The following is a 21,221-nucleotide window of genomic DNA, read 5'->3' on the forward strand; positions in this document are numbered from 1 at the left end:
TGCGCCCTGCGGATGAATGTACGCGCGGGGCAGCGAAGTGGATGCACGGCATTAAAAATTTTTCCGGCATTTCCGCGCTTCTAGTTCACCCGTGGCGCCGCCTTGATGGCCATGTACGCATCCTTGATGGGCTCAAAACCATATTTCTCTTCCAGCCGTTTAACGATGAAGTGCCCCCGCGCCATGTCCTGGTAGAAGTGGGTGAACAGTGCATTGATTGTCGCCCCGGTAAAGGCGCCCATCACGGGAACGGCCTGGGCTGCGAACTTGCTGGAAATGGTAAAGCCAAAACGTGTCGCGACTTTATCGATGAGGATCGCCAGCCATTTCCCGGCTTGGCCCGGGGACAAGCTGCTGATGGCCTTGGAGCCCTGCTTGGCGGCGATCCCCGCCAGCTCCTTGGACAGTTGTTGCATGGCCTGGGTGGTGAAGCTGCGGGTCATGTAGTAACCGGTCTCCGTTGCATCATCGGCCTGGCTGGTGCCACCCATGGCAAATACCTCGATGCAGGCTTGTTTGGTCGAAAAGTCGCCCAGGTCGAAACCCTCGCTGCGCGCCACGTCGGCGACCGCGCGCATCATGATGGTGGTGGAGATCGGCAGCTCGATAAACAGCGCCGCGAAACCGAAGGCCCCGCCGATGGCGCCCGAGGTGGCCGCAAAAGCCTTGTGCAGCCGGGTCGAGGCCGGTTTTCTCGGACTGTTGTCCAGGCTTTTCAGCGCCGCGCCGGCGGATGAATGCAGCGCTGCCGCCACCGCGCCATTGATCCGTTTGGAAACCACCCCCGGCAATGCCTTTACCGCGCTTTCAATCGGGGAGCCGATCATGCCGGACAGCCTGGCCGTCAGGGAGGGTGACTCCAGCAAACCGACGGCCCGCTTGAGATCCTGATAGTCCTCGGGATTGTCTCTGATGCTCACAGGCGTCTCCTTGAAATTTTTCCGGCTTTGATAAAACAAAGACCCGCGAAGAGGGCCATCGTGCCGTCACGCTTTACCCATTCTTTACCTGCGCGGGTGCTGCGTTCGCCGGCGGGTCGGTTAGGCTGCCAGTTACCTTGAACTGAACGGCGGTGTGAATCGAATGAACCTTCAACCTCGGTACTGGCTGGCGGTGAGCGCCCTGGTGGGCAGCCTGGGATTGATTGCGGGGTGTGCGGGCGATCCGCCAAACCCGAGGGCCGAATTCAGCGAGCGGGTCAACAAGGAACTGAGCACCGCGTATCAACCGTCCCATTATGAAACGTCCGGCTGGGGCGCGACCTGGCAGCTCGACAAGCAATCGGTGAACGTTGCGTGGCTGGCACCGGTGATCCATGAGCGCCTGCCGCTGATTATCTACTTGCCGGGTTTGGGTGAGCCGGCCTCGGGCGGGGTGGCGTGGCGCAAGGCTTGGGCGCAGGCCGGTTATGCGGTGCTGTCGGTTCAGGAGCCCGCCCATGATCAGTCGATCTTTGCCTCGCAGCAGGCGTTATATGGCGACTTTCGCGGGATGGCGAGCAGTCATTACTCCGCCGCCGCCCTGCGTGACAGGCTGTCGACCTTGCAGAAAGTCCTGGGCGAAGTTCGGGCACGGGCCGCCAAAGGCGACGCGCAACTGGCGGCCATCGACTGGAACCAGGTGGTGGTGGCCGGCTTTGATTTTGGCGCGCAGACCGCTGAGGCACTCGCCGGGGCGCTGGAGCCCGGGGCCACCCCGGGTGTCGGGATTCAACCCAAGGCGGTGTTGCTGCTCAGCCCTTATGTGGACGCCGATGCCCGGCCGGACGTGTTTGCCCGGATAACGGCGCCCGTGCTGTCGATGACCGGCCAGCAGGATGAAGACCCGTTCAACTGGGTCAGCTCTTACCGTCAGCGAGAGGTGTTGGGCGAGTCGGTGACAGCGGCGGGCAGTGTTCAGCTGGAGTTGAACAGTGCGACGCACAAGACCTTGTCCGGGAGCGAGCTGTTCAGCCGGCCGGCGAAAAGGACCGACAAGGGCAGTGCTTCGTCTGGCGACGCGCCCAAGGGGCGAGGGCACAAGCACGGCGCCAAACCTGGCGGCGGCGGCCCGATGGCGGGCGAACCGGCGCCGGACCCCAAGCAGGTGGCCGCGATTCAGGCCATGGGTGTGGCGTTCCTGGATAGCCGGGTCAAACACAATCCCGCCGCCACCGAATGGTTGCGACAGGGCGCGTCAACCTGGCTGGGTGAGGCGGGACGGTTGAAGTAATGGCGGCGGGCTTCCCCCCGCCAAGCGTGATGTATAAGTTTCTCAAACGTCATCAACCATCTTTTTCCGGCGTGATACGCTAGCCTTACTTTTGAATTGGCACTGGTCGTTCCCGCGTATACGGCGACAGTGAGGAGTGAACATGTCGAAAATTTCCCACCAGGATCTACGGCGCTCGTTTCGCGAGCTGCTGGCCTCCCAACACTGCTTTCACACCGCCTCGGTGTTCGACCCGATGTCCGCCAGGATCGCTGCAGACCTGGGCTTCGAAGTCGGCATCCTGGGAGGCTCGGTGGCGTCATTACAGGTCCTGGCTGCACCGGACTTCGCGCTGATTACCCTGAGTGAGTTCGTCGAGCAGGCCACCCGCATCGGCCGGGTGGCGCAGCTTCCGGTGATCGCCGACGCCGACCACGGCTACGGAAATGCACTGAACGTGATGCGCACCGTCCAGGAACTGGAGCGTGCTGGCGTCTCGGCGCTGACCATTGAAGATACCCTGCTGCCCGCGCAGTTCGGGCGCAAATCCACCGACCTCATCAGCACGGAAGAGGGCGTGGGCAAGGTCAAGGCGGCCCTGGAGGCCCGGGTCGATCCGCAGCTTTCGATCATCGCCCGGACCAACGCCGCCGTGCTGCCGGTGGAGGACGTTATCCATCGCACCAAGGCGTATCAAGAGGCTGGCGCAGACGGCATCTGCATGGTGGGTGTCCGTGACTTCGACCACCTTGAACAGATCGCCGAAGGCCTGACGGTGCCGTTGATGCTGGTGACCTACGCCAACCCGCATCTCAATGACAACGAACGCCTGGCCAAATTGGGTGTGCGGATTGTGGTTGCCGGGCACGGCGCGTACTTCGCCTCGATCAAGGCCACCTACGACAGCCTTCGCGAACAGCGCAATCTCACGCGCAGCACATCAAACCTGACCGCCAGCGAACTGACCCACACCTACACGTTCCCCGACACCTACGTGAGCTGGGCCAAAGAGTTCATGGATGTTCAAGAGTGACATGACCCTGCAGGAGCGAGCTTGATCGCTCCTGCAGAAGCTCTAAGCTAATTCCATAAAATTATTTATTTTATTTTTTATAGATCAATATCATCTAACTGAGTTGACCCTTGGAGAGCCGGAGTCCGCGCTGTTCAAGTCTTATCCGCTCAGGAATCTATAAAAATGAACACGCTGAAACTGGCCCGCAACCTCCTCTCGGCCGCGGGCCTCGCTGTCCTCTCCCTAAGCGCTCAATCCGCTGACCTCACCATCGGCTACATCAACGGCATCGACCCGATCAAACGCGCCATCGCCGATGGCGAATATGAAAAAGGTATCGGCCAGAAGATCGATTGGCGCAGATTCGACGCGGGCCCGGCCGTCCTGGCCGCCATGGCTTCCGGTGATGTGCAGATCGGCAACCTGGGTTCCAGCCCGTTGGCCGCGGCGGCTTCGCGAAACATGCCGCTGGTGGCGTTCATTGTCAGCGCGCAGATTCGCAGTTCCGAGGCCCTGGTGGTTCGCGACGGCAGCGGGATCAAGACCCCTGATGACCTGATCGGCAAAACCATCGCCGTGCCCTTTGTGTCGACCTCCCATTACAGCCTGCTGGGCGCGCTGAAGCACTGGAACCTGGACCCGCGCAAAGTCAACATCGTCAACCTGACACCGGCACAAATCACCGCCGCCTGGGCCCGCGGCGATATCGACGGGGCGTTTACCTGGTCGCCTGCCCTGGGTGAAATCCGTAAGACCGGAAAGATCCTCACGGATGCTGCCGAAGTTTCCAACTGGGGCGCCCCGACCTTTGAGGTGTGGGTAGCGCGCAAGGATTTCGCTGAAAAGAATCCGCAGGTCGTTGCCGATTTTGCCAGGGTCAGCCTGGCGGCGATTGCCGATTACGCCGCGCATAAAAAAGACTGGACCGCTGATTCTGCCCCCGTGAAGAGCATCGCCCGGCTCACAGGCGCCAACGCTGCGGACATTCCCGAGCTGCTCGAAGGCTCGTCGTTCCCGACGGCCGCCGAACAAAAAAGCGCGCAATACCTCGCCGGTGGCACCGCCAGGGAAATCGGCAAGACCGCCGAATTTCTGAAAGAGCAGGGAAAAATCGAAAAGGTCCTGCCTGACTATTCCGCCTTCGTCAGCGACAAGTTCATCGGAGAATAATCATGGGCCTGACGCTTCATCCCCTTGGCCCTACCATCGGCGCCGAGGTTGAGGGGCTGGATATGGCCCTGCCTCTGACGGATCAACAGCACGACTGGGTGGAGCAAGCACTGCTGCAGCACCAGGTGTTGTTCTTCCGTAACCAGGCCATTACCCCCGGGCAGCACGTGGCATTTGCCGCGCGGTTTGGTGATTTGCACCGGCATCCGATTTACCCGCACGTTGACCGGCACCCGGAACTGCTGCTGATCGACACCGCCGTGACCGATGTCCGCGACAACGCCATCTGGCACACCGATGTGACCTTCCTCGCCGCACCGGCGATGGGCTCCGTGTTGGCGGCCAGGCAAGTGCCTGCGTTCGGCGGGGATACGTTGTGGGCCAATGGCGTGGCTGCGTTTGAAGGGTTATCGGCCCCCGTCAGGCAACTGCTCGACGGCCTGACCGCCACCCACGAATTGACCAAATCATTTCCCACCGAGCGCTTCGGCAGCACGCCCGAAGCATTGGCGCGCTACGAAAAAGCCCGGAAGGATCACCCGCCGCTGTCACACCCGGTGGTCAGGACGCATCCTGCCACCGGGCGCAAGGCGTTGTTTGTGAATGAAGGCTTTACCACGCGGATCAATGAGCTTGAGGCGGCGGAAAGTGATGCGTTGTTGCGGTTATTGTTCAGCCACGTGAGCCGTCCGGAATTCACCGTGCGTTGGCGATGGAAGGAGAATGATGTAGCGTTCTGGGATAACCGCATTACCCAGCATTACGCGATTGATGATTACCGACCGCAAAGGCGGGTGATGCACCGCGCGACGATTTTGGGTGACGTGCCTTTTTGATGGAGGATCGGTCGATGGACTTGCCCTTGGTGATCAACCCTGACGACTATCTGGAAACCGAGTTCGGCAGGGAATTCACGCCTGAACGAAATCGACAGGCATGGCAGCTCGCGTATGCGCGGTTGAGGCACGAGCTGTCACAGGCGGCAAAGGGCACTCATGTGTACGTGGTCATGGGCGTGCAGGGGGCGGGCAAGTCTCGCTGGGTGGCGGAAAACCTTGAGCGATTGGGGCACGGCGCAATCGTCTTCGATGCAGCTTTGCCGGCGCGGCGTCATCGGCAGGAGCTGCTGTCCATCGCGAGGGACTATGCAGTCCCGGTGATCGGCATCCTGGTGAGCGCACCGCTGGAGCTGGCGTTATCGCGAAATGCCCAACGCAATGCCGACAAAAAGGTGCCGGAGGACGCGCTGAAAAGCGTGTTCAGCATGCTCGAGCCACCCAGTGAAGACGAAGGATTCGTGTGGGTGCAAACCATTGAACAGCAGGCGCCGCTGCCCACAACCCTGCAAACTGACCGGATGACCCTGGTTGCGCCCGACGTGGCGCTCGCTGAAAAACTCGCCGATGCCTTGAACGCCAGCTACGCACTGCACCGCCGGTTTCTCGTATGGAGCAAGCCGCACTGGACGCGGGAGGACACGCAGGAAAGCCTGCAGCGCGCGGCAAAAGACTTCGATGCGCCTGTCGGGGAGAAACGGTATTTCCTGTTATCTCGCGACGAGCCCCAGGCATTGGTGGGCTGTATCGGCCTGCTGCCGCTGGCCGATGAGATTCACAGCTACGAAGTTGGCTATTGGGGCAATCAGGCACACGCCGGTCATGGGCTGATGAGGGAGGCATTGACCGCTCTGGTTTCGCAGTTGAGCGGGCACACACTGCGCCTGACCACTTCTTCGGCGAACATATCCAGTCAACGACTGGCTGAGGCAACGGGGTTTGAATGGGTGGAAACCCTTCAAGGCGCGCGGCGCTGCGAGTACTTCGGCGTACGCGATACGCTGGTTTACCGCCGGACCGCGCGCTGACACTAAAGGTACTCACACTCCCCACGCAGCAGCGAAAGCTGAACCAGGTCTTGATGAGCTGCGTTCCAGTAACCCGCCTGCCTCAACGTTCCTTCACGCACGAACCCGGCTTTCTCAAGCAGGTTCAGTGACCGAGCGTTGTCAGGATGAACCAGCGCCTCGATCCTGTTGAGTTCCATGTGCTGGAACGCCCATCGAAGGGCGGCGTAAACCGCCTCCTTCATGAGCCCCTGTCCCTGTGCCGATTGCGCCATCTCAAACCCGATGGCGCAACTGCGCCACGCACGATTCCATTTGAAGAAACCACAGGTGCCGATCAGCGCTGCCGTGGCTATGTCCTCAATCCCCCAGCGAATCCCCGGATTGGGTGAGGTGCGCCAACTGGCAAACAGCTCGATCAGTTGCTCCGCTTGATGAGGCTCGGTGATTGGGTCGGCACCGAACCACTTCATTGCTTCAGCGTCGCTATGAATCGCAAACAACCCCACCGCATCCTCCTGTGTAAGCTCTCTGAGGGTCAGGCGTTCGGTTTTGAGCGTCGGAAAATCGGACACTGCGGGCGTCACCTTTTAGAAAAACGATTCGCTAAGGTGTGTCGTGCGGAATAAAAAATCAATCTGTTCAGTGGTGACGCAGGGCGTCACGGGATACGAACACACGCTCCTGATCAACTGAGATCAACTGAGATCAACTGTGGGAGCTGTCGAGCCCCAGCGAGGCTGCGATGCAGGCGCCGCGGTCTGGCAGGTACGGCGCGATGATCCCATCGCAGCCTCGCTGGGGCTCGACAGCTCCCACATTGGTCTCAGCACTCACTCCTCGCGTTTGACCACCAACGTCAAGATGTCATAACTGGCCACCAGCTCACCCAGCTGGTTGGTCACCTCCACATCCCACGCCACCACGCCTTGCGGAATGCCCTGGGGGCTCTTCTTGCCCTGGTCGATCTTGCGCTTGCAGGTCAGCCGCGCCTGGATGGTGTCGCCAATGCCCACCGGGTTGATAAACCGCAGGGTGTCCAGCCCGTAGTTCGCCAGCACCGGCCCCGGTGCCGGGGACACAAACAGCCCGGCCGCCGCCGACAGCACAAAGTAACCATGGGCAATGCGTTTGCCGAATTGCGATTCCTTGGCGGCGATGTCATCGAAGTGCATGTAGAAGTGATCGCCCGACAGGCAGCCGAAGTTCACCAGGTCGGCCTCGGTGACGGTGCGGCGGTGGGTCAGCAGCGATTCGCCAATCTGCAGGTCCTGGAAGAAGCGGCGGAACGGGTGCACTTCGGTCTCGATGACCTTGGCGCCGCGTACGTACTCGCCGGTGACCGCCGCCAGCATGGTCGGTGAGCCCTGTACCGCTGCGCGTTGCAGGTAGTGTTTCACGGCGCGCAAGCCGCCGAGTTCTTCGCCGCCACCGGCGCGGCCCGGGCCGCCGTGCTTGAGTTGCGGCAGGGGCGAGCCGTGGCCGGTGGATTCGGCGGCGGATTCGCGGTCGAGTACCAGCAGGCGGCCGTGCCATGCAGCAGCCACCGGGATGGCTTTGGCAGCGATCTGCGGGTCTTTGGTGATCAGGCTCGCGACGAGGCTGCCTTTGCCGCGTGCGGCCAGGGCCAGGGCTTCGTCGAGGTCGTCGTAGGCCATCAGCGTGCTGACCGGGCCGAAGGCCTCGATGTCGTGGGCGCCGCCTTCCGCATGCGGGTCGCGGGCTTGCAGCAGGGTCGGGGCGAAGAACGCGCCCTGGCTGACGTTTTCACCGCGGGGTTCAAAGCCGTCGCGGGCGCCGAACAGCATATCGCTGCTCTGCAGCAGGCTTTCCAGGCGTTCGGCCACGTCTTTCTGCTGGTCGTGGGAGGCCAGTGCGCCCATGCGCACGCCTTCCACCGACGGGTCGCCCACCACGACTTTTTTCAGGCGGTCCCGCAGGCGGGTGGCGACGGCGTCGATATGTTTGGCCGGCACGATGGCGCGGCGAATGGCGGTGCATTTCTGCCCGGCCTTGGTGGTCATTTCCCGGGCGACTTCCTTGATGAACAGCTCGAACTCTTCGTCGTCCGGGCTTACGTCCGGGGCGAGGATCGCGCAGTTCAGCGAGTCGGCCTCGGCGTTGAACGGCACCGAGTTGCGGATCAGGTTCGGGTTGACCCGCAGCTTGGCGGCGGTGTCGGCGGAGCCGGTGAAGGTCACCACGTCCTGGCCTTGCAGGCGGTCGAGCAGGTCGCCGGTGCTGCCGATCACCAGTTGCAGGCTGCCGGGTGGCAGCAGGCCGGATTCGTCCATCAGGCGCACCACGGCTTCGGTCAGGTAGCTGGTGGCGCTGGCCGGCTTGACGATGCATGGCATGCCCGCCAGGAAACTCGGGGCGAATTTTTCCAGCATGCCCCAGATCGGGAAGTTGAACGCGTTGATGTGCACCACCAGGCCGCCACGAGGCACCAGGATATGGGTGCCGGCAAAGCTGCCGAGCTTGCTCAGCTGCATCGCCGGGCCTTCGTGGACGATATTGCCCGACGGCAATTCCCGCGAGCCCAGGCTGGCGTAGGTGAACAGCGTGCTGTTGCCGCCTTCGATATCGATCCAGCTGTCGGCACGGGTCGCGCCGCTGTGGTGGGAGAGGGCGTAGAGCTGTTCCTTGCGCTCGCTCAGGTACAGCGCGATGGCCTTGAGGCGCTGGGCCCGCTGCTGGAAATCCAGGGCCATCAGCCCCGCTGACACCCTGGAGGCGCCCGTGTTCGATGGCTTCGGCGAAGTCCGGGCGCTCCTCGTGAGTGCGTGCCAGCTCGTGGCCGTCAATGGCGCTGCGCAGCACCTGGGCGCCGTGTTGGCCGATCCAGCGGCCAGCGATAAAACTTTGCAGGGTAGGGGCGTGAGACATCACGATTCCTCCGGGTTGGAAAATGAGAGTTAGTGTTTGCTGGCGCCTGCGGCACCAATGCCGGTCATGGAGCGAATGAACTGCGCCAGGTAACGCCCGCGTTCAACGGCAGCGCGGGGCGAGCGGTCGGTGACGGAAAAGACCCAGGCGCTGAAAAACGCCAGGCTCATGGAAAACAGGGCAGGGTTGGAATAGGGGAACAGCGCCTTGTCGTAATGCAGTACGTTGACCCACACCGCCGGGCTCAGCACCAGCAGCACGATGGCCGAGACCAGTCCCGCCAGGCTGCCGGTCACCGCGCCACGGGTGGTCAGGCCCTTCCAGTACATCGAGAGGAACAGCACCGGGAAATTCACCGAGGCGGCGATTGCCAGTACCAGGCCGGACAGGAACGCAATGTTCTGCGACTCAAACAGCAGGCCGAGGATGATCGCCAGCACGCCGATGCACAGCGTGGCGATGCGCGACACGCGGATTTCCTGCTGCTCGCTGGCCTGGCCCTTGCGGATCACGCAGGCATACAGGTCGTGGGACACCGCCGACGCGCCGGACAACGCCAGCCCGGCGACCACGGCCAGGATGGTCGCGAAGGCCACCGCCGAAATGAACCCGAGGAACAGGTTGCCGCCCACGGCCTGTGCCAGGTGCACGGCGATCATGTTGCCGCCGCCGATGATCGCGCCGTTGGCATCCCGGAAGCTTGGGTCAGTACCCACCATGACGATGGCGCCGAAGCCGACGATGATCAGCAGCAGGTAGAAGTAGCCAATGAAACCGGTGGCGTAGAACACGCTCTTGCGCGCTTCCTTGGCGTCGCTGACGGTAAAGAAGCGCATCAGGATATGCGGCAACCCGGCGGTGCCGAACATCATGCCCAGCCCCAGGGAAATCGCATCGATCGGGTTCGACAGCAAGCCCCCCGGCGCCATGATCGCGCTGCCCTTGGCGTGCACGGCGGTGGCCCCGGCGAACATCGCCTCGGTGCTGAAACCAAAGTGCTTGAGCACCATGAACGCCATGAAGGTGGTGCCGAACAGCAACATCACCGCCTTGATGATCTGCACCCAGGTGGTGGCGAGCATGCCGCCGAAGGTCACGTAAAACACCATCAGCACGCCCACCAGCATCACCGCGTACAGGTAGTCGATGCCGAACAGCAGCTCGATCAGCTTGCCGGCGCCCACCATCTGCGCCACCAGGTACATCAGCGCCACGGTCAGGGTGCCGAAGGCCGAGGTCAGGCGCACCGGGGTCTGCTCCAGGCGGTAGGACACCACATCGGCAAACGTGTACTTGCCCAGGTTGCGCAGGCGCTCGGCGATCAGGAACAGGATGATCGGCCAGCCGGCCAACACGCCCAGGGCGTAGAGCAGGCCGTCATAACCGTTGAGGAACATCATCGCCGAGATGCCGAGGAATGACGCCGCCGAGATCATGTCGCCGGCAATCGCCAGGCCATTCTGGAAGCCGCTCATGCCGCCGCCGGCGGTGTAGAAGTCGCTGGCGGAACGGGTGCGCAGGGCGGCCCAGCGAGTCACGCCGAGGGTGAACAGCACGAACACCAGGAACATGCCGATGGCGTTCCAGTTCAGTGGCCGGGATGCGCCGTCGGCGGCGACTGCAAGGTCCGTGGCCAATGCCAGGGGCAGAAGAAACCACGCTACCAGCCGGCTCATGCTGTGCACTCCTGCTTGAGCTTGTCGTTCAGCGGGTCGATCACATGGTTGGCGCGGTACACATAAAAGCCGGTCAGCGCGAACGCCAGCAGCACAATCACCACACCCACCAGCATGCCCACGGTGGTCACGCCGCCGCTCAACGACTGCCCGAGGGTAGCCGGGGAGAACGCCACCAACAGCACAAACCCGAAATAGATCACCAGCATGATCAGCGACAGCGACCAGTACAGGTTCTGTTTGCGGCGTACCAACTGGATGAAATCGGGATGTCGACGGATGCGCTCGATATCGTCGGGGGTCATGGTGGTGTGCTCCTTTTTATTGTTGTTGTGGTTAAACCTGCGTCCTGTAGGAGCGAGCTTGCTCGCGAAAAAACCTGAGGGCGCCGCGTTGATTCAGGCTACCCGCGTCATCGTTAACGATCTTCGCGAGCAAGCTCGCTCCTACAGGGGAGCGGTGTGTCCTTAAAGCTGATCGAAATCCAGTACCACCTTGTCGCTGACCGGGAATGCCTGGCACGACAGCACATAGCCGGCGGCCACTTCGTAGTCTTCGAGGGCGTGGTTGCTGTCCATCTCCACTTCGCCTTCGATGACTTTGCATTTGCAGGTGGAGCACACGCCGGCCTTGCACGAATACGGCAGCTCGGCGCCCTGGGCATTGCCCGCGTCGAGGATGCTCTGAGTGTTGCGGGGCAGGTCGAAGGCGAGGGCGCGGCCATCGCTGATCACCGTGATCTGGCTGACCGCCGCATCCACTTGCCGCGCCGCTTCGCGGGCCTCGCGCTTGTGCTGGCTGCCGGCGGCGGCGAACAGTTCGAAATGGATGCGCTCCGGCGCCATGCCCTTGGCCTTGAGGCTGTCGCGCACGGTCTCGGTCATCTCCTGCGGGCCGCAGATAAAGGCCGCGTCGAGGGCTTTTACGTCGAGCCAGCGGGAGAACAGTTGCTCGCACTTCTCGGCATTGATGCGGCCGTTGTAGAGGTCGACATCCTGCTGCTCGCGGCTGAACACGAAGATCAGGTTCAGGCGCTGCAGGTAGCGGTTCTTCAGGTCTTCGAGCTGTTCGCGAAACAGCGCGCCGGAGCTGGAACGGTTGCCGTACAGCAGCGTCACGCGACTATGGGGCTCGGTTTGCAGGGTGGTCTTGATGATCGACAGGATCGGCGTGATACCGCTGCCGGCCGCCACTGCCAGGTAATGGCCGTGGCGAGCCGGATCAAGGTCCACATGAAAATGCCCGGCGGGCGGCATCACTTCCAGGCTGTGCCCGGCCTTGAGCTGTTCATTGGCAAAGGCGGAGAACCGTCCACCGGCCACGCGCTTGATGGCGATGCGCAGTTCACCGTCATTGACCCCGGTGCAGATCGAATAGGAACGGCGCACTTCCTCGCCATCCAGCTGGGTGCGCATCACCAGGTGCTGGCCCTGGGTGAAGTGGAAGCTGTCTTGCAGGTGCTGCGGAATCTCGAAGGCGATGGACACCGCGTCACGGGTCTCGTTGCGCACATCCTTGATGGTCAGGCTGTGAAATTTGCTCATTGTTGTTCTCCAACCAAGCGGGCCGCTGGCCCCTCAGATGCACTTGAAATAGTCGAACGGTTCCAGGCAATCGCGGCAGCGGTGCAGCGCCTTGCAGGCGGTGGAGCCGAATTCGCTGAGCACTTCGGTGTGGGTGCTGCCGCATTGCGGGCAGGCAATCACCGGGCTTTCTCCCAGCAGGCTGCGTTTGCTGCTACTGCCTTGGGGCGGTGCGATGCCGTAGGCCCGCAGGCGTTCGCGGCCGCTGCTGGTGATCCAGTCGGTGGTCCAGGCCGGGGTCAGCTTGCGTTCCAGTTGCGGCGCGCGGAAACCTGCCAGCTCCAATGCATCGCGGATATCGCCCTCGATCACTTCGGTGGCGGGGCAGCCGGAGTAGGTCGGCGTGACCACCACATGCAAGTGGCCGGCCTGCCAGTCCAGGTCGCGCACTATGCCCAGGTCGACCACGCTCACTACCGGCACTTCCGGGTCCATGACCTGCGCCAGGGTGGCCCACGCGGCAGCCAGGTCGGTGGGTTGCGCCGGGCGTGCGCCCTGGTCGCTGGCGATCAGCTCACCAGGTTGCATCGGGGTACGCTCGGGGCAAAAACTGCATTTCCGCCAACAAAATTCCCAGGTGCTCGCTGTGCAAACCGCGGCGTGCATCCAGGTAGAAATAGCTCGCAGCAGGCGGCAGGGGCAGGGTGGCGCTGGTAAAGATTTCGCTGACCTGGGTCTGCCACGCTGCGGCAACCTGAGCGGCGTCCGGCGTAATGCCGGCGGCGTGCAGGCGCTGTTCACTGTCGTCGGCGCTGGTCAGTTCCACGGTGAACCGCCACAGCTCGGGGATCGCCGCGAGCATGCGTTTATGGCTTTCCTCGGTGCCGTCTCCCAGGCGCTCCACCCACTCGCCGGAGCGGCGCAGGTGATAGGTGACTTCCTTCACCGCCTTGGCCGCGATGCCGGCGATGCGTTCGTCGCTGGATTGGGCCAGGCCGCTCAACACCGGCAAGTGCCAGGCGTCATACAGGAATTGCTTGAGGATGGTCACCGCGTAGTCGCCGTTGGGTTGTTCCACCAGCAGCAGGTTGCGATAGGCCCGCTCATCCCGGCGGAAGGCCAGGTGATCGGCGTCGCGCCCGTCGTCCAGCAGCTCGGCGGCGTATTCCAGCCAGTTGCGCGCCTGGCCTACCAGGTCGAGGCCGACGTTCATCAGCGCCAGTTCTTCTTCCAGTGCCGGCGCATGGCCGCACCACTGGCACAGGCGCTGGCCCTGGATCAGGGCGCTGTCGCCGAGGCGCAGCAGGTATTCGATCAGATCGGTTTCAGGGTTCATGGTCGACCTCACATATGCCCGACTTCGGCCGGCAACTCGTAGAAGCTGGCGTGGCGGTAGACCTTGTCATCGGCCGGATCGAACAGCGGGTCTTTCTCGTCCGGCGACGAGGCGGTGATCAGCGCGGAAGGCACTACCCACAGGCTCACGCCTTCACTGCGGCGGGTGTACAGCTCCCGGGCATTCTCGATGGCCATGGTGGTGTCGGCGGCATGCACGCTGCCCACATGCTTGTGATTCAGGCCGTGCTTGCTGCGCACGAAGACTTCAAACAGGGTCCATTCAGACATAACGGTGACTCCACATCAGGTGGCCGATCAGGCGGCGTTCTTGTTCTGTTTTTTTCGGGCGTGGGCGACGGCGGCTTCGCGTACCCAGGCACCGTCTTCAATCGCCTTGCGGCGGGTGGCGACGCGTTCCTGGTTGCACGGGCCGTTGCCCTTGAGCACTTCGTAGAACTCGCTCCACTGGATCTCGCCGAAATCGTAATGGCCGCGTTCGGCGTTCCACTTCAGGTCCGGGTCGGGGCAGGTGCAGCCCAGCAGCTCCAGCTGCGGGATGGTCTGGTCGATGAAGCGCTGGCGCAGTTCGTCGTTGCTCTGGCGCTTGATTTTCCAGGCCATGGATTGGGCGCTGTTGGGGGAGTGTTCGTCGCTGGGGCCGAACATCATCAGCGATGGCCACCAGAGGCGGTTGATCGCGTCCTGGACCATGTCTTTTTGCGCCTGGGTGCCCTGGCGCATCATGGTCAGCAGCAGTTCGTAGCCCTGGCGCTGGTGAAAGCTTTCTTCCTTGCAGATGCGCACCATGGCCCGGGAGTAGGGGCCGTAGGAGGTGCGCTGCAGTACCACCTGGTTGACGATGGCGGCGCCGTCTACCAGCCAGCCTACTGCGCCCATGTCGGCCCAGTTCAGGGTGGGGTAGTTGAAGATGCTGGAGTACTTGGCCTTGCCGCTGTGGAGCTTGGCGATTTCTTCGTCGCGGTCGGCGCCCAGGGTTTCCATGGCGCTGTAGAGGTACAGGCCGTGGCCGGCTTCGTCCTGGATCTTGGCCATCAGTTGCAGCTTGCGTTTGAGGGTGGGGGCGCGGGTGACCCAGTTGCCCTCGGGCAGCATGCCGACGATTTCCGAGTGGGCGTGTTGGGAGATCTGGCGGATCAGGGTTTGACGGTAGGCGTCGGGCATCCAGTTCTTGGCTTCGATCTTGATTTCGGCGTCGATTTTTTCCTGGAAAGCGCGTTCCTGGTCGGACATCTCGGAGAGGTCCTTGATGCGCTTTACTCCGGTTTCTACAAGCTGTGCGTACATGGGGGGGCTCCCGCCTTGTGTTTTGTCGTAGGCATGGAGGACTTTATAAGCGATACGGAAATTAATATCAAACACAAAATATGGTGTCGTTATTTGATTTTGTATCGCTTTGCGGGAAGGGAGCAGATATCTGTCGCTACGGTAACGGCGGCATAGGGTTCCCGGTCATCGTGGTAAGCAGGGCCAGCAGGCAAAAAACAGGGCCGCTTTATGTGGGAGCGGGCTTGCTCGCGAAGAACCTGAGTGCGCCGCGTTGAATCAGGATGCCCGCGTCATCGTTAACGACCTTCGCGAGCAAGCCCGCTCCCACATTTGAACCGTGTGCGCCTTTGATTTTGCTGGTGCTCTACCCCCACCCCAAAAAACGAGCAAAAAAAAGCCCCGCAAATGCGGGGCCAAAAAGGTGCAGCAGTCATGCCTTAGGGCGACGATCCATCACATGGCAAGCCTTGCCCTCAGACCGCTTGATCGAATGCAGCGGCTGCAAAACGATGCGCGAGCTGATCCCGATATACGTCTTGATGTGCCTGCTCAGTTCGCTGGAGACGGCTTTCTGTTGTTCATCATTGAGGTGCTGATGCTCAGCCTTGAGCTCCACATGCACATCCACACTGTCCAGGTTGCCATTACGATACAGATGTATCTCATAACACTCTGAAAGCTGTTTTATTTTAAGCACCTGCTCCTCGATCTGCGTGGGAAACACATTAACCCCGCGAATGATCAGCATGTCATCACTGCGCCCGGTGATCTTGTCGATCCGCCGCATCGGCCGCGCAGTCCCCGGCAGCAACCGCGTCAAATCCCGGGTGCGGTAGCGAATCATCGGCAGCGCCTCCTTGCTCAAGGAGGTAAACACCAGTTCTCCCATCTGCCCGTCCGGCAGCACCTCACCCGTCACCGGGTCGATGATCTCCGGGTAGAAGTGATCCTCCCAAATGGTCGGGCCATCTTTGGTTTCCGCACACTCCATGGCCACCCCAGGCCCCATGATTTCCGACAGCCCGTAAATATCCAGCGCCGTAATCCCCAGTCGCGCCTCGATTGCACTGCGCAGCTCGGCAGTCCACGGCTCGGCCCCAAAGATCCCCAGTCGCAACGCCAGCTTCTGTGGATCAATGCCCTGGCGCTCGATTTCATCGGCAATGTTCAGCATGTACGAGGGCGTGACCATGATGATGTCCGGCTGGAAATCCTTGATCAGTTGCACCTGTTTTTCCGTCTGCCCGCCGGACATCGGAATCACCGTACAACCCAGGCGTTCCGCGCCGTAGTGGGCACCAAGGCCGCCGGTGAACAGCCCGTAGCCATAGGAAATATGCACTTTGTCGCCACGCCGCCCACCGGCCGCGCGGATCGAGCGGGCCACCACATTGGCCCAGGTGTCGATGTCGTTCTGGGTGTAACCCACCACCGTCGGCTTGCCGGTGGTGCCGCTGGAAGCGTGCAGGCGCACCACCTCGTTCATCGGCACGGCAAACATGCCGTAGGGGTAACTGTCCCGCAGGTCGCCCTTGGTGGTGAACGGGAACCTGGCCAGGTCGTCCAGGGACTTGATGTCATCCGGGTGCACCCCCAGCGCGTCGAAGCGCTGACGGTACAGCGGCACATTCTGGTAGGCGTGGCGCAGGCTCCAGCGCAGGCGCTCCAGTTGATGGGCGCGCAGTTCGTCGACGCTGGCGGTTTCCAGCGGGTCCAGCACAGGGTTAAGCACGGCGTTTGGAATAGGCATGTTCATGAGTTCACTCGAATTATTTTTGTGTATCAGCCCACCGCACACCGTGGGCTTTGAGTGCATGCCCCAAGGATACCGCTAGGCTCCCCGGGAATCGCGAATCTTTAGTCGGACAGGCGCTCGATGATCAGCGCGATGCCTTGGCCCACGCCGATGCACATGGTGCACAGGGCGTAGCGGCCGCCACGTTCCTCCAATTCATGCAGGGCGGTAGTTACCAGCCGTGCGCCGCTCATCCCCAGTGGATGGCCGAGGGCGATGGCGCCGCCGTTGGGGTTCACCCGTGGGTCGTTGTCCCCCAGGCCCAGCTCGCGCAGCACCGCCAGGCCCTGGGCGGCGAAGGCTTCGTTGAGCTCGATCACGTCCATGTCCGCCAGGCTCAGGTTGGCCAGTTCCAGCACCTTGCGGGTCGCCGGCACCGGGCCGATGCCCATGATGCGCGGTTCCACGCCGGCGGTGGCCATCGCCACCACCCGGCCGCGGGCGACCAGGCCGTGACGCTTGGCAACTTCCGCGCTGGCCAGCAGCAGGGCGCAGGCGCCGTCGTTGACCCCGGATGCATTGCCGGCGGTGATGCTGCCACCCTCGCGGAATGGCGTGCCAAGTTTCTGCAGTTGCTCAAGGGTGGTGTCGCCGCGGGGGTGTTCGTCGTGTTCCACCACCTTGGCCGGGCCTTTGCGCTGGGGGATTTCCACCGCGACGATTTCCCTGGCCAGGCGCCCGCTGGCCTGGGCGGCGGCTGCACGTTGCTGGCTGCGCAGGGCAAACGCGTCCTGGTCTGCGCGGGAGATATTGAACTGCTCGGCGACGTTTTCAGCGGTCTCCGGCATCGAGTCGATCCCGTAGGCCTTTTTCATCAGCGGGTTGACGAAGCGCCAGCCAATGGTGGTGTCGTATAGCTGCGCATCGCGGGAAAACGCCTGTTCGGCCTTGCCCATTACCAGCGGCGCCCGGGACATCGATTCCACGCCGCCCACCAGCATCAAGCCAGCCTCGCCACAGCGAATCGCCCGGGCCGCGCTGCCGATGGCGTCCAGCCCCGAGCCGCACAAACGGTTGAGGGTGGTGCCCGGCACGCTCACCGGCAGCCCGGCCAGCAGCGCCGACATGCGCGCCACGTTGCGGTTGTCTTCGCCGGCCTGGTTGGCGCAGCCGTAGATCACATCGTCGACGCTGCTCCAGTCCACTTGCGGGTGGCGGCGCAGCAGTTCGCGCAGCGGCACCGCTCCGAGGTCGTCGGCGCGCACGCTGCTCAAGGCGCCGGCGTAGCGGCCGATCGGGGTGCGGACTGCGTCGATGATCAAGGCGTCATTCATTCGGATTCTCCTGCGCCAGCACCGTGCCGCGCACTTTGTAGGATTTGCCATGGAACAGCGCAATCAGCTGGCCCAGTTGGTTTTCGATACGGACGTCGTAGTTGCCGGTGCGACCCGAGCGGCTTTGCTCGCGGCAATCGGCACTCAAGGTGTCGCCCAGGTGGGCCGGGGCGATGTAGTCGATGCTGCAGCCCAGTGCCACGGTGGCGTCGTTGTAGCTGTTGCAGGCCAGGGCGAATGCCGAGTCCGCCAGCGCAAACAGGTAGCCGCCGTGGCAGGTGCCGTGGCCCTGGATCATGTCGGCGCGCACGCTCATGCCCAGTCGTGCGCAACCCGGCGCCACCGAGAGCAGGCGCATGCCCATGCCCTGGCTGGCGGCATCGCGGCTGAACATGGCCTGGGCGCACTGGTTGGCCAGGTTCATGGCTTCATGGTTGGTCATGTGGTGCGCTCCTTTCAGCGGCCCTTGAAGCTTGGGCTGCGTTTTTCCATGAAGGCGGCGACGCCTTCGCGGTAATCCTCGCTGCGCCCGGCCAGGCGTTGCAGGTCGCGCTCCAGCTCCAGCTGTTGGTCAAAGCTGTTGCTCAGGCTGGCGTTCAGGCTGCGCTTGATCAGCGCCAGGCCGTAGGTCGGTTGCGTGGCCAGGTGGCGGGCCAGGGTCAGGGCTTCGTTGCGCAATTCGGCGTCGTCCACGCAGCGGTAGATCAGGCCCCATTGCTCGGCCTGCTCGGCGCTCAGGCGGTTGCCCAGCAGGGCCAGCGCCTTGGCGCGGGCCATGCCCACCAGGCGCGGCAGGGTCCAGGTGCCGCCGGAATCGGGGATCAGGCCGATCTTGCAGAAGGCTTGGATGAAGTTCGCCGAGCGTGCTGCCAGCACCAGGTCGCAGGCCAGCGGGATGTTCGCGCCGGCACCGGCCGCCACGCCGTTGACCGCGCAGATCACCGGCAAAGGCAGGTCGCGCAGTTGGCGGATCAGCGGGTTGTAGAACTTCTCGATGGATTCGCCCAGGTCCGGCACCGCGCTGCCGGGTGCCACGTTGCGGTCGCTGAGGTCTTGCCCGGCGCAAAAGCCGCGGCCTTCACCGGTCAGCAGCAGCACGCGCACGTCGGGGTTTTCCTGGACTTGCTTCAACGCCTGCTGGACTTCGCCGTGCATCTGCGTGTTGAAGCTGTTGAGCTGGTCGGGGCGATTGAGGCTGAGCAGGGCGACGCCGGCCTCGATGGAAAACAGGATGTGTTCGAAGTTCATGGTCGTGAGGCCCTCACGGTGCACGCTCGGCGGTCAGCCGGCTCATTATTGGATCGGCGTGGTCAGCCGGTTTTGCCGGAGTATAGCTTTAACGTGATACATAAATGCAACGATAAAATTGATTTGGTGTGTCTTGTTTTGAGTTTGATGAAAATGAACTGCTCGCTGTGCTGGTCGGTAAATACCTGATAAATCCCCTATTTTATTGGCTTTACGTCGATTATCAGCGGCACCGTATCAAGCCACGGCGACACCTGATTCAAGCGATACGCTTTTTCAGCTTTGTGCTTGTAAAAATGATGTGATACAAAATAAGCCAAGATCGGCATCGCTTTGCGAATACGCCATAAAAGGAATCCCCATGACTTGCTACAGCCTCGACGGCCTGACCCCGGTGGTCGACCCCACGGCCTACGTCCATCCCTCGGCGGTACTGATCGGCGACGTGATCATCGGCCCCCATTGCTATGTAGGGCCGCTGGCGAGTTTGCGCGGCGACTTCGGGCGCATCGTCCTCGAAGAAGGCGCCAACCTGCAGGACACCTGTGTGATGCACGGCTTCCCGGACAGCGATACGGTGGTCGAGCGCAACGGCCATATCGGCCACGGCGCCGTGCTGCACGGTTGCCGGATCGGCACCGATGCGCTGGTGGGCATGAATGCGGTGGTGATGGACAACGCCCGTATCGGCGCTCGCTCGTTCGTCTCGGCGGCGGCGTTCGTCAAAGCCGGTTTCGAGTGCCCTGAGCAGTCGTTGGTGATGGGCGCGCCGGCCAGCGTCAAGCGCAGCCTCAGTGATGAAGAGGTGCACTGGAAACAAACCGGCACCCGTGAATACCAGCGCCTGGCTCAGCGTTGCCTGGAGCAGATGCAGGAATGCGCACCCCTGAGCGCACCGGAAGCTGATCGCCCACGCATCAGCGATAGCGGCCTGCGGCCCAAGGGCAGATGAATCGCCTGCATCCCGACGCCGCTAAAAACGGTATATTTTCTCTTTTTGCCTCGGTACGCCCATGTCGTCACTGACACCCCTGAACCAACTGATTACCCGCTTCCAGGAGCAGACGCCGATTCGCGCCAGTTCCTTGATCATCACCTTGTACGGGGACGCCATCGAACCCCACGGCGGGACGGTGTGGCTGGGCAGCCTGATCCAGTTGCTCGAACCCATCGGCATCAATGAACGGCTGATCCGCACCTCGATCTTTCGCCTGACCAAGGAAGGCTGGCTGACCGCCGAAAAAGTCGGGCGCCGCAGCTACTACAGCCTGACCGGTGCCGGGCGTCGGCGTTTCGACAAGGCCTTCAAGCGGGTCTACAGCTCCAGCGTGCCGGCATGGGATGGTTCATGGTGCCTGGTAATGCTCACGCAGTTGACCCAGGACAAGCGCAAACAAGTGCGTGAAGAGCTGGAGTGGCAAGGTTTTGGTGCGATTGCCCCGACCGTGCTGGCCTGCCCACGCAGCGACCGCGCCGACGTCAACGCCACCTTGCTCGACCTCGGCGCCCAGGAAGACACCATCGTCTTCGAAACCACCGCCCAGGATGTACTGGCCTCCAAGGCCCTGCGGGTGCAGGTGCGCGAGAGCTGGAACATCGAGGAGCTGGCGGCCCATTACAGCGAGTTCATCCAACTGTTCCGACCGCTCTGGCAAGCGCTTCGCGAGCAGGAACAGCTACAGCCTGCGGATTGTTTCCTGGCACGGGTCCTGCTTATTCATGAGTACCGCAAACTGCTGCTGCGCGACCCGCAATTGCCCGATGAATTGCTCCCCGGCGATTGGGAAGGCCGCGCCGCCCGCCAGTTGTGCCGCAATATTTACCGGTTGATCTACGCCAAGGCCGAGGAATGGCTGAACAGCGCGCTGGAAACTGCCGACGGCCCGTTGCCGGACGTTGGCGAAAGCTTTTACCGGCGGTTCGGAGGCCTGAAATAAGGAGCGACGCTGTTCAGGAGAACGGGTGGAGTGATG

Annotated in this window: 20 protein-coding genes and 1 pseudogene; 7 read left to right on the forward strand and 14 right to left on the reverse strand. The window is 62.4% G+C overall.

Annotated features, from left to right (window positions below; all coding sequences use genetic code 11):
- Window positions 1-80: 80 nt before the first annotated feature.
- On the reverse strand, window positions 81-920 hold the full coding sequence (locus QF039_RS08305; RefSeq protein WP_177009355.1) for an EcsC family protein: 840 nt from the start codon (window positions 918-920) through the stop codon (window positions 81-83).
- A 163-nt stretch (window positions 921-1,083) separates the two neighbouring features.
- Here QF039_RS08305 and QF039_RS08310 point away from each other — a divergent pair, with 163 nt between their 5' ends.
- The 5 genes from QF039_RS08310 to QF039_RS08330 all read left to right on the forward strand — a co-directional run bounded on the left by QF039_RS08310 (window position 1,084) and on the right by QF039_RS08330 (window position 6,239).
- Complete coding sequence (locus QF039_RS08310; protein WP_307517372.1) at window positions 1,084-2,211, forward strand: alpha/beta hydrolase; 1,128 nt, start codon at window positions 1,084-1,086, stop codon at window positions 2,209-2,211.
- 142 nt (window positions 2,212-2,353) lie between these two features.
- Complete coding sequence (locus QF039_RS08315; RefSeq protein ID WP_003208921.1) at window positions 2,354-3,223, forward strand: oxaloacetate decarboxylase; 870 nt, start codon at window positions 2,354-2,356, stop codon at window positions 3,221-3,223.
- A gap of 165 nt (window positions 3,224-3,388) precedes the next feature.
- Entirely contained in the window at window positions 3,389-4,375 is a 987-nt protein-coding gene (tauA, locus tag QF039_RS08320; RefSeq protein ID WP_301048939.1) for a taurine ABC transporter substrate-binding protein, read from the forward strand.
- 2 nt (window positions 4,376-4,377) lie between these two features.
- Window positions 4,378-5,211 (forward strand): taurine dioxygenase, encoded by an 834-nt coding sequence (gene tauD, locus QF039_RS08325; protein ID WP_307517376.1) that lies wholly within the window; start codon window positions 4,378-4,380, stop codon window positions 5,209-5,211.
- A 14-nt stretch (window positions 5,212-5,225) separates the two neighbouring features.
- Window positions 5,226-6,239 carry a GNAT family N-acetyltransferase gene (locus QF039_RS08330; protein ID WP_008436085.1) on the forward strand — a complete coding sequence of 338 codons (1,014 nt, stop codon included), beginning with the start codon at window positions 5,226-5,228 and terminating at the stop codon, window positions 6,237-6,239.
- Between the two features lie 2 nt (window positions 6,240-6,241).
- On the opposite strand, the gene QF039_RS08335 is transcribed toward QF039_RS08330, so the two are convergent.
- The 13 genes and pseudogenes from QF039_RS08335 to paaG form a co-directional block, all read right to left on the reverse strand.
- On the reverse strand, window positions 6,242-6,793 hold the full coding sequence (locus tag QF039_RS08335; RefSeq protein WP_102604583.1) for a GNAT family N-acetyltransferase: 552 nt from the start codon (window positions 6,791-6,793) through the stop codon (window positions 6,242-6,244).
- A gap of 258 nt (window positions 6,794-7,051) precedes the next feature.
- Window positions 7,052-9,107 (reverse strand): annotated as a pseudogene (gene paaZ, locus QF039_RS08340) (phenylacetic acid degradation bifunctional protein PaaZ).
- Window positions 9,108-9,136: 29 nt separating this feature from the next.
- Window positions 9,137-10,783, reverse strand: coding sequence for a cation acetate symporter (locus tag QF039_RS08345; protein WP_003208909.1), 1,647 nt, complete (start codon window positions 10,781-10,783; stop codon window positions 9,137-9,139).
- Window positions 10,780-11,088: a DUF485 domain-containing protein gene (locus QF039_RS08350; protein ID WP_003208907.1), complete on the reverse strand. Its 309-nt coding sequence runs from the start codon at window positions 11,086-11,088 to the stop codon at window positions 10,780-10,782. Before QF039_RS08350 ends, QF039_RS08345 begins: the two co-directional genes overlap by 4 nt.
- Before the next feature lie 162 nt (window positions 11,089-11,250).
- A complete protein-coding gene (paaE, locus tag QF039_RS08355) occupies window positions 11,251-12,327 on the reverse strand; it encodes a 1,2-phenylacetyl-CoA epoxidase subunit PaaE (RefSeq protein ID WP_003208905.1) in 1,077 nt (358 codons plus the stop codon).
- Between the two features lie 33 nt (window positions 12,328-12,360).
- Window positions 12,361-12,894 carry a 1,2-phenylacetyl-CoA epoxidase subunit PaaD gene (paaD, locus tag QF039_RS08360; RefSeq protein ID WP_003208903.1) on the reverse strand — a complete coding sequence of 178 codons (534 nt, stop codon included), beginning with the start codon at window positions 12,892-12,894 and terminating at the stop codon, window positions 12,361-12,363.
- Window positions 12,881-13,642 (reverse strand): 1,2-phenylacetyl-CoA epoxidase subunit PaaC, encoded by a 762-nt coding sequence (paaC, locus tag QF039_RS08365; RefSeq protein WP_177009349.1) that lies wholly within the window; start codon window positions 13,640-13,642, stop codon window positions 12,881-12,883. The genes paaD and paaC overlap by 14 nt, the downstream gene beginning before the upstream one ends.
- Window positions 13,643-13,650: 8 nt before the next feature.
- Window positions 13,651-13,932 (reverse strand): 1,2-phenylacetyl-CoA epoxidase subunit PaaB, encoded by a 282-nt coding sequence (gene paaB, locus QF039_RS08370; RefSeq protein ID WP_003208899.1) that lies wholly within the window; start codon window positions 13,930-13,932, stop codon window positions 13,651-13,653.
- Between the two features lie 27 nt (window positions 13,933-13,959).
- The gene (gene paaA / locus QF039_RS08375; RefSeq protein ID WP_003208897.1) at window positions 13,960-14,949 is read right to left on the reverse strand and encodes a 1,2-phenylacetyl-CoA epoxidase subunit PaaA; all 990 of its coding nucleotides are present in this window, start codon (window positions 14,947-14,949) and stop codon (window positions 13,960-13,962) included.
- 412 nt (window positions 14,950-15,361) lie between these two features.
- Window positions 15,362-16,687, reverse strand: a complete 1,326-nt coding sequence (gene paaK / locus QF039_RS08380) for a phenylacetate--CoA ligase PaaK (protein WP_102368711.1) — start codon at window positions 16,685-16,687, stop codon at window positions 15,362-15,364.
- A 101-nt stretch (window positions 16,688-16,788) separates the two neighbouring features.
- A complete protein-coding gene (gene pcaF / locus QF039_RS08385; protein WP_063029023.1) occupies window positions 16,789-18,000 on the reverse strand; it encodes a 3-oxoadipyl-CoA thiolase in 1,212 nt (403 codons plus the stop codon).
- Window positions 17,993-18,442, reverse strand: coding sequence for a hydroxyphenylacetyl-CoA thioesterase PaaI (gene paaI, locus QF039_RS08390; RefSeq protein ID WP_008431049.1), 450 nt, complete (start codon window positions 18,440-18,442; stop codon window positions 17,993-17,995). Before paaI ends, pcaF begins: the two co-directional genes overlap by 8 nt.
- 14 nt (window positions 18,443-18,456) lie before the next feature.
- Entirely contained in the window at window positions 18,457-19,248 is a 792-nt protein-coding gene (paaG, locus tag QF039_RS08395; protein ID WP_003208887.1) for a 2-(1,2-epoxy-1,2-dihydrophenyl)acetyl-CoA isomerase PaaG, read from the reverse strand.
- Between the two features lie 361 nt (window positions 19,249-19,609).
- On the opposite strand from paaG, the gene paaY reads away from it, so the two are divergent.
- A complete protein-coding gene (gene paaY / locus QF039_RS08400) occupies window positions 19,610-20,200 on the forward strand; it encodes a phenylacetic acid degradation protein PaaY (protein WP_003208885.1) in 591 nt (196 codons plus the stop codon).
- 61 nt (window positions 20,201-20,261) lie between these two features.
- The gene (paaX, locus tag QF039_RS08405; protein ID WP_003208883.1) at window positions 20,262-21,185 is read left to right on the forward strand and encodes a phenylacetic acid degradation operon negative regulatory protein PaaX; all 924 of its coding nucleotides are present in this window, start codon (window positions 20,262-20,264) and stop codon (window positions 21,183-21,185) included.
- Window positions 21,186-21,221: the final 36 nt, after the last annotated feature.

The organism is Pseudomonas sp. W2I6, from assembly GCF_030815935.1.
In the GTDB taxonomy this organism is placed as follows: domain Bacteria; phylum Pseudomonadota; class Gammaproteobacteria; order Pseudomonadales; family Pseudomonadaceae; genus Aquipseudomonas.

Coding starts and splice junctions, on each gene's coding strand:
- QF039_RS08310 (WP_307517372.1), top strand. CDS start 1,084: ATGAACCTTCAACCTCGGTACTGGCTGGCGGTGAGCGCCCTGGTGGGC.
- QF039_RS08315 (WP_003208921.1), top strand. CDS start 2,354: ATGTCGAAAATTTCCCACCAGGATCTACGGCGCTCGTTTCGCGAGCTG.
- tauA (WP_301048939.1), top strand. CDS start 3,389: ATGAACACGCTGAAACTGGCCCGCAACCTCCTCTCGGCCGCGGGCCTC.
- tauD (WP_307517376.1), top strand. CDS start 4,378: ATGGGCCTGACGCTTCATCCCCTTGGCCCTACCATCGGCGCCGAGGTT.
- QF039_RS08330 (WP_008436085.1), top strand. CDS start 5,226: ATGGACTTGCCCTTGGTGATCAACCCTGACGACTATCTGGAAACCGAG.
- QF039_RS08345 (WP_003208909.1), bottom strand. CDS start 10,783: ATGAGCCGGCTGGTAGCGTGGTTTCTTCTGCCCCTGGCATTGGCCACG.
- QF039_RS08350 (WP_003208907.1), bottom strand. CDS start 11,088: ATGACCCCCGACGATATCGAGCGCATCCGTCGACATCCCGATTTCATC.
- paaE (WP_003208905.1), bottom strand. CDS start 12,327: ATGAGCAAATTTCACAGCCTGACCATCAAGGATGTGCGCAACGAGACC.
- paaD (WP_003208903.1), bottom strand. CDS start 12,894: ATGCAACCTGGTGAGCTGATCGCCAGCGACCAGGGCGCACGCCCGGCG.
- paaC (WP_177009349.1), bottom strand. CDS start 13,642: ATGAACCCTGAAACCGATCTGATCGAATACCTGCTGCGCCTCGGCGAC.
- paaB (WP_003208899.1), bottom strand. CDS start 13,932: ATGTCTGAATGGACCCTGTTTGAAGTCTTCGTGCGCAGCAAGCACGGC.
- paaA (WP_003208897.1), bottom strand. CDS start 14,949: ATGTACGCACAGCTTGTAGAAACCGGAGTAAAGCGCATCAAGGACCTC.
- paaK (WP_102368711.1), bottom strand. CDS start 16,687: ATGAACATGCCTATTCCAAACGCCGTGCTTAACCCTGTGCTGGACCCG.
- pcaF (WP_063029023.1), bottom strand. CDS start 18,000: ATGAATGACGCCTTGATCATCGACGCAGTCCGCACCCCGATCGGCCGC.
- paaI (WP_008431049.1), bottom strand. CDS start 18,442: ATGACCAACCATGAAGCCATGAACCTGGCCAACCAGTGCGCCCAGGCC.
- paaG (WP_003208887.1), bottom strand. CDS start 19,248: ATGAACTTCGAACACATCCTGTTTTCCATCGAGGCCGGCGTCGCCCTG.
- paaY (WP_003208885.1), top strand. CDS start 19,610: ATGACTTGCTACAGCCTCGACGGCCTGACCCCGGTGGTCGACCCCACG.
- paaX (WP_003208883.1), top strand. CDS start 20,262: ATGTCGTCACTGACACCCCTGAACCAACTGATTACCCGCTTCCAGGAG.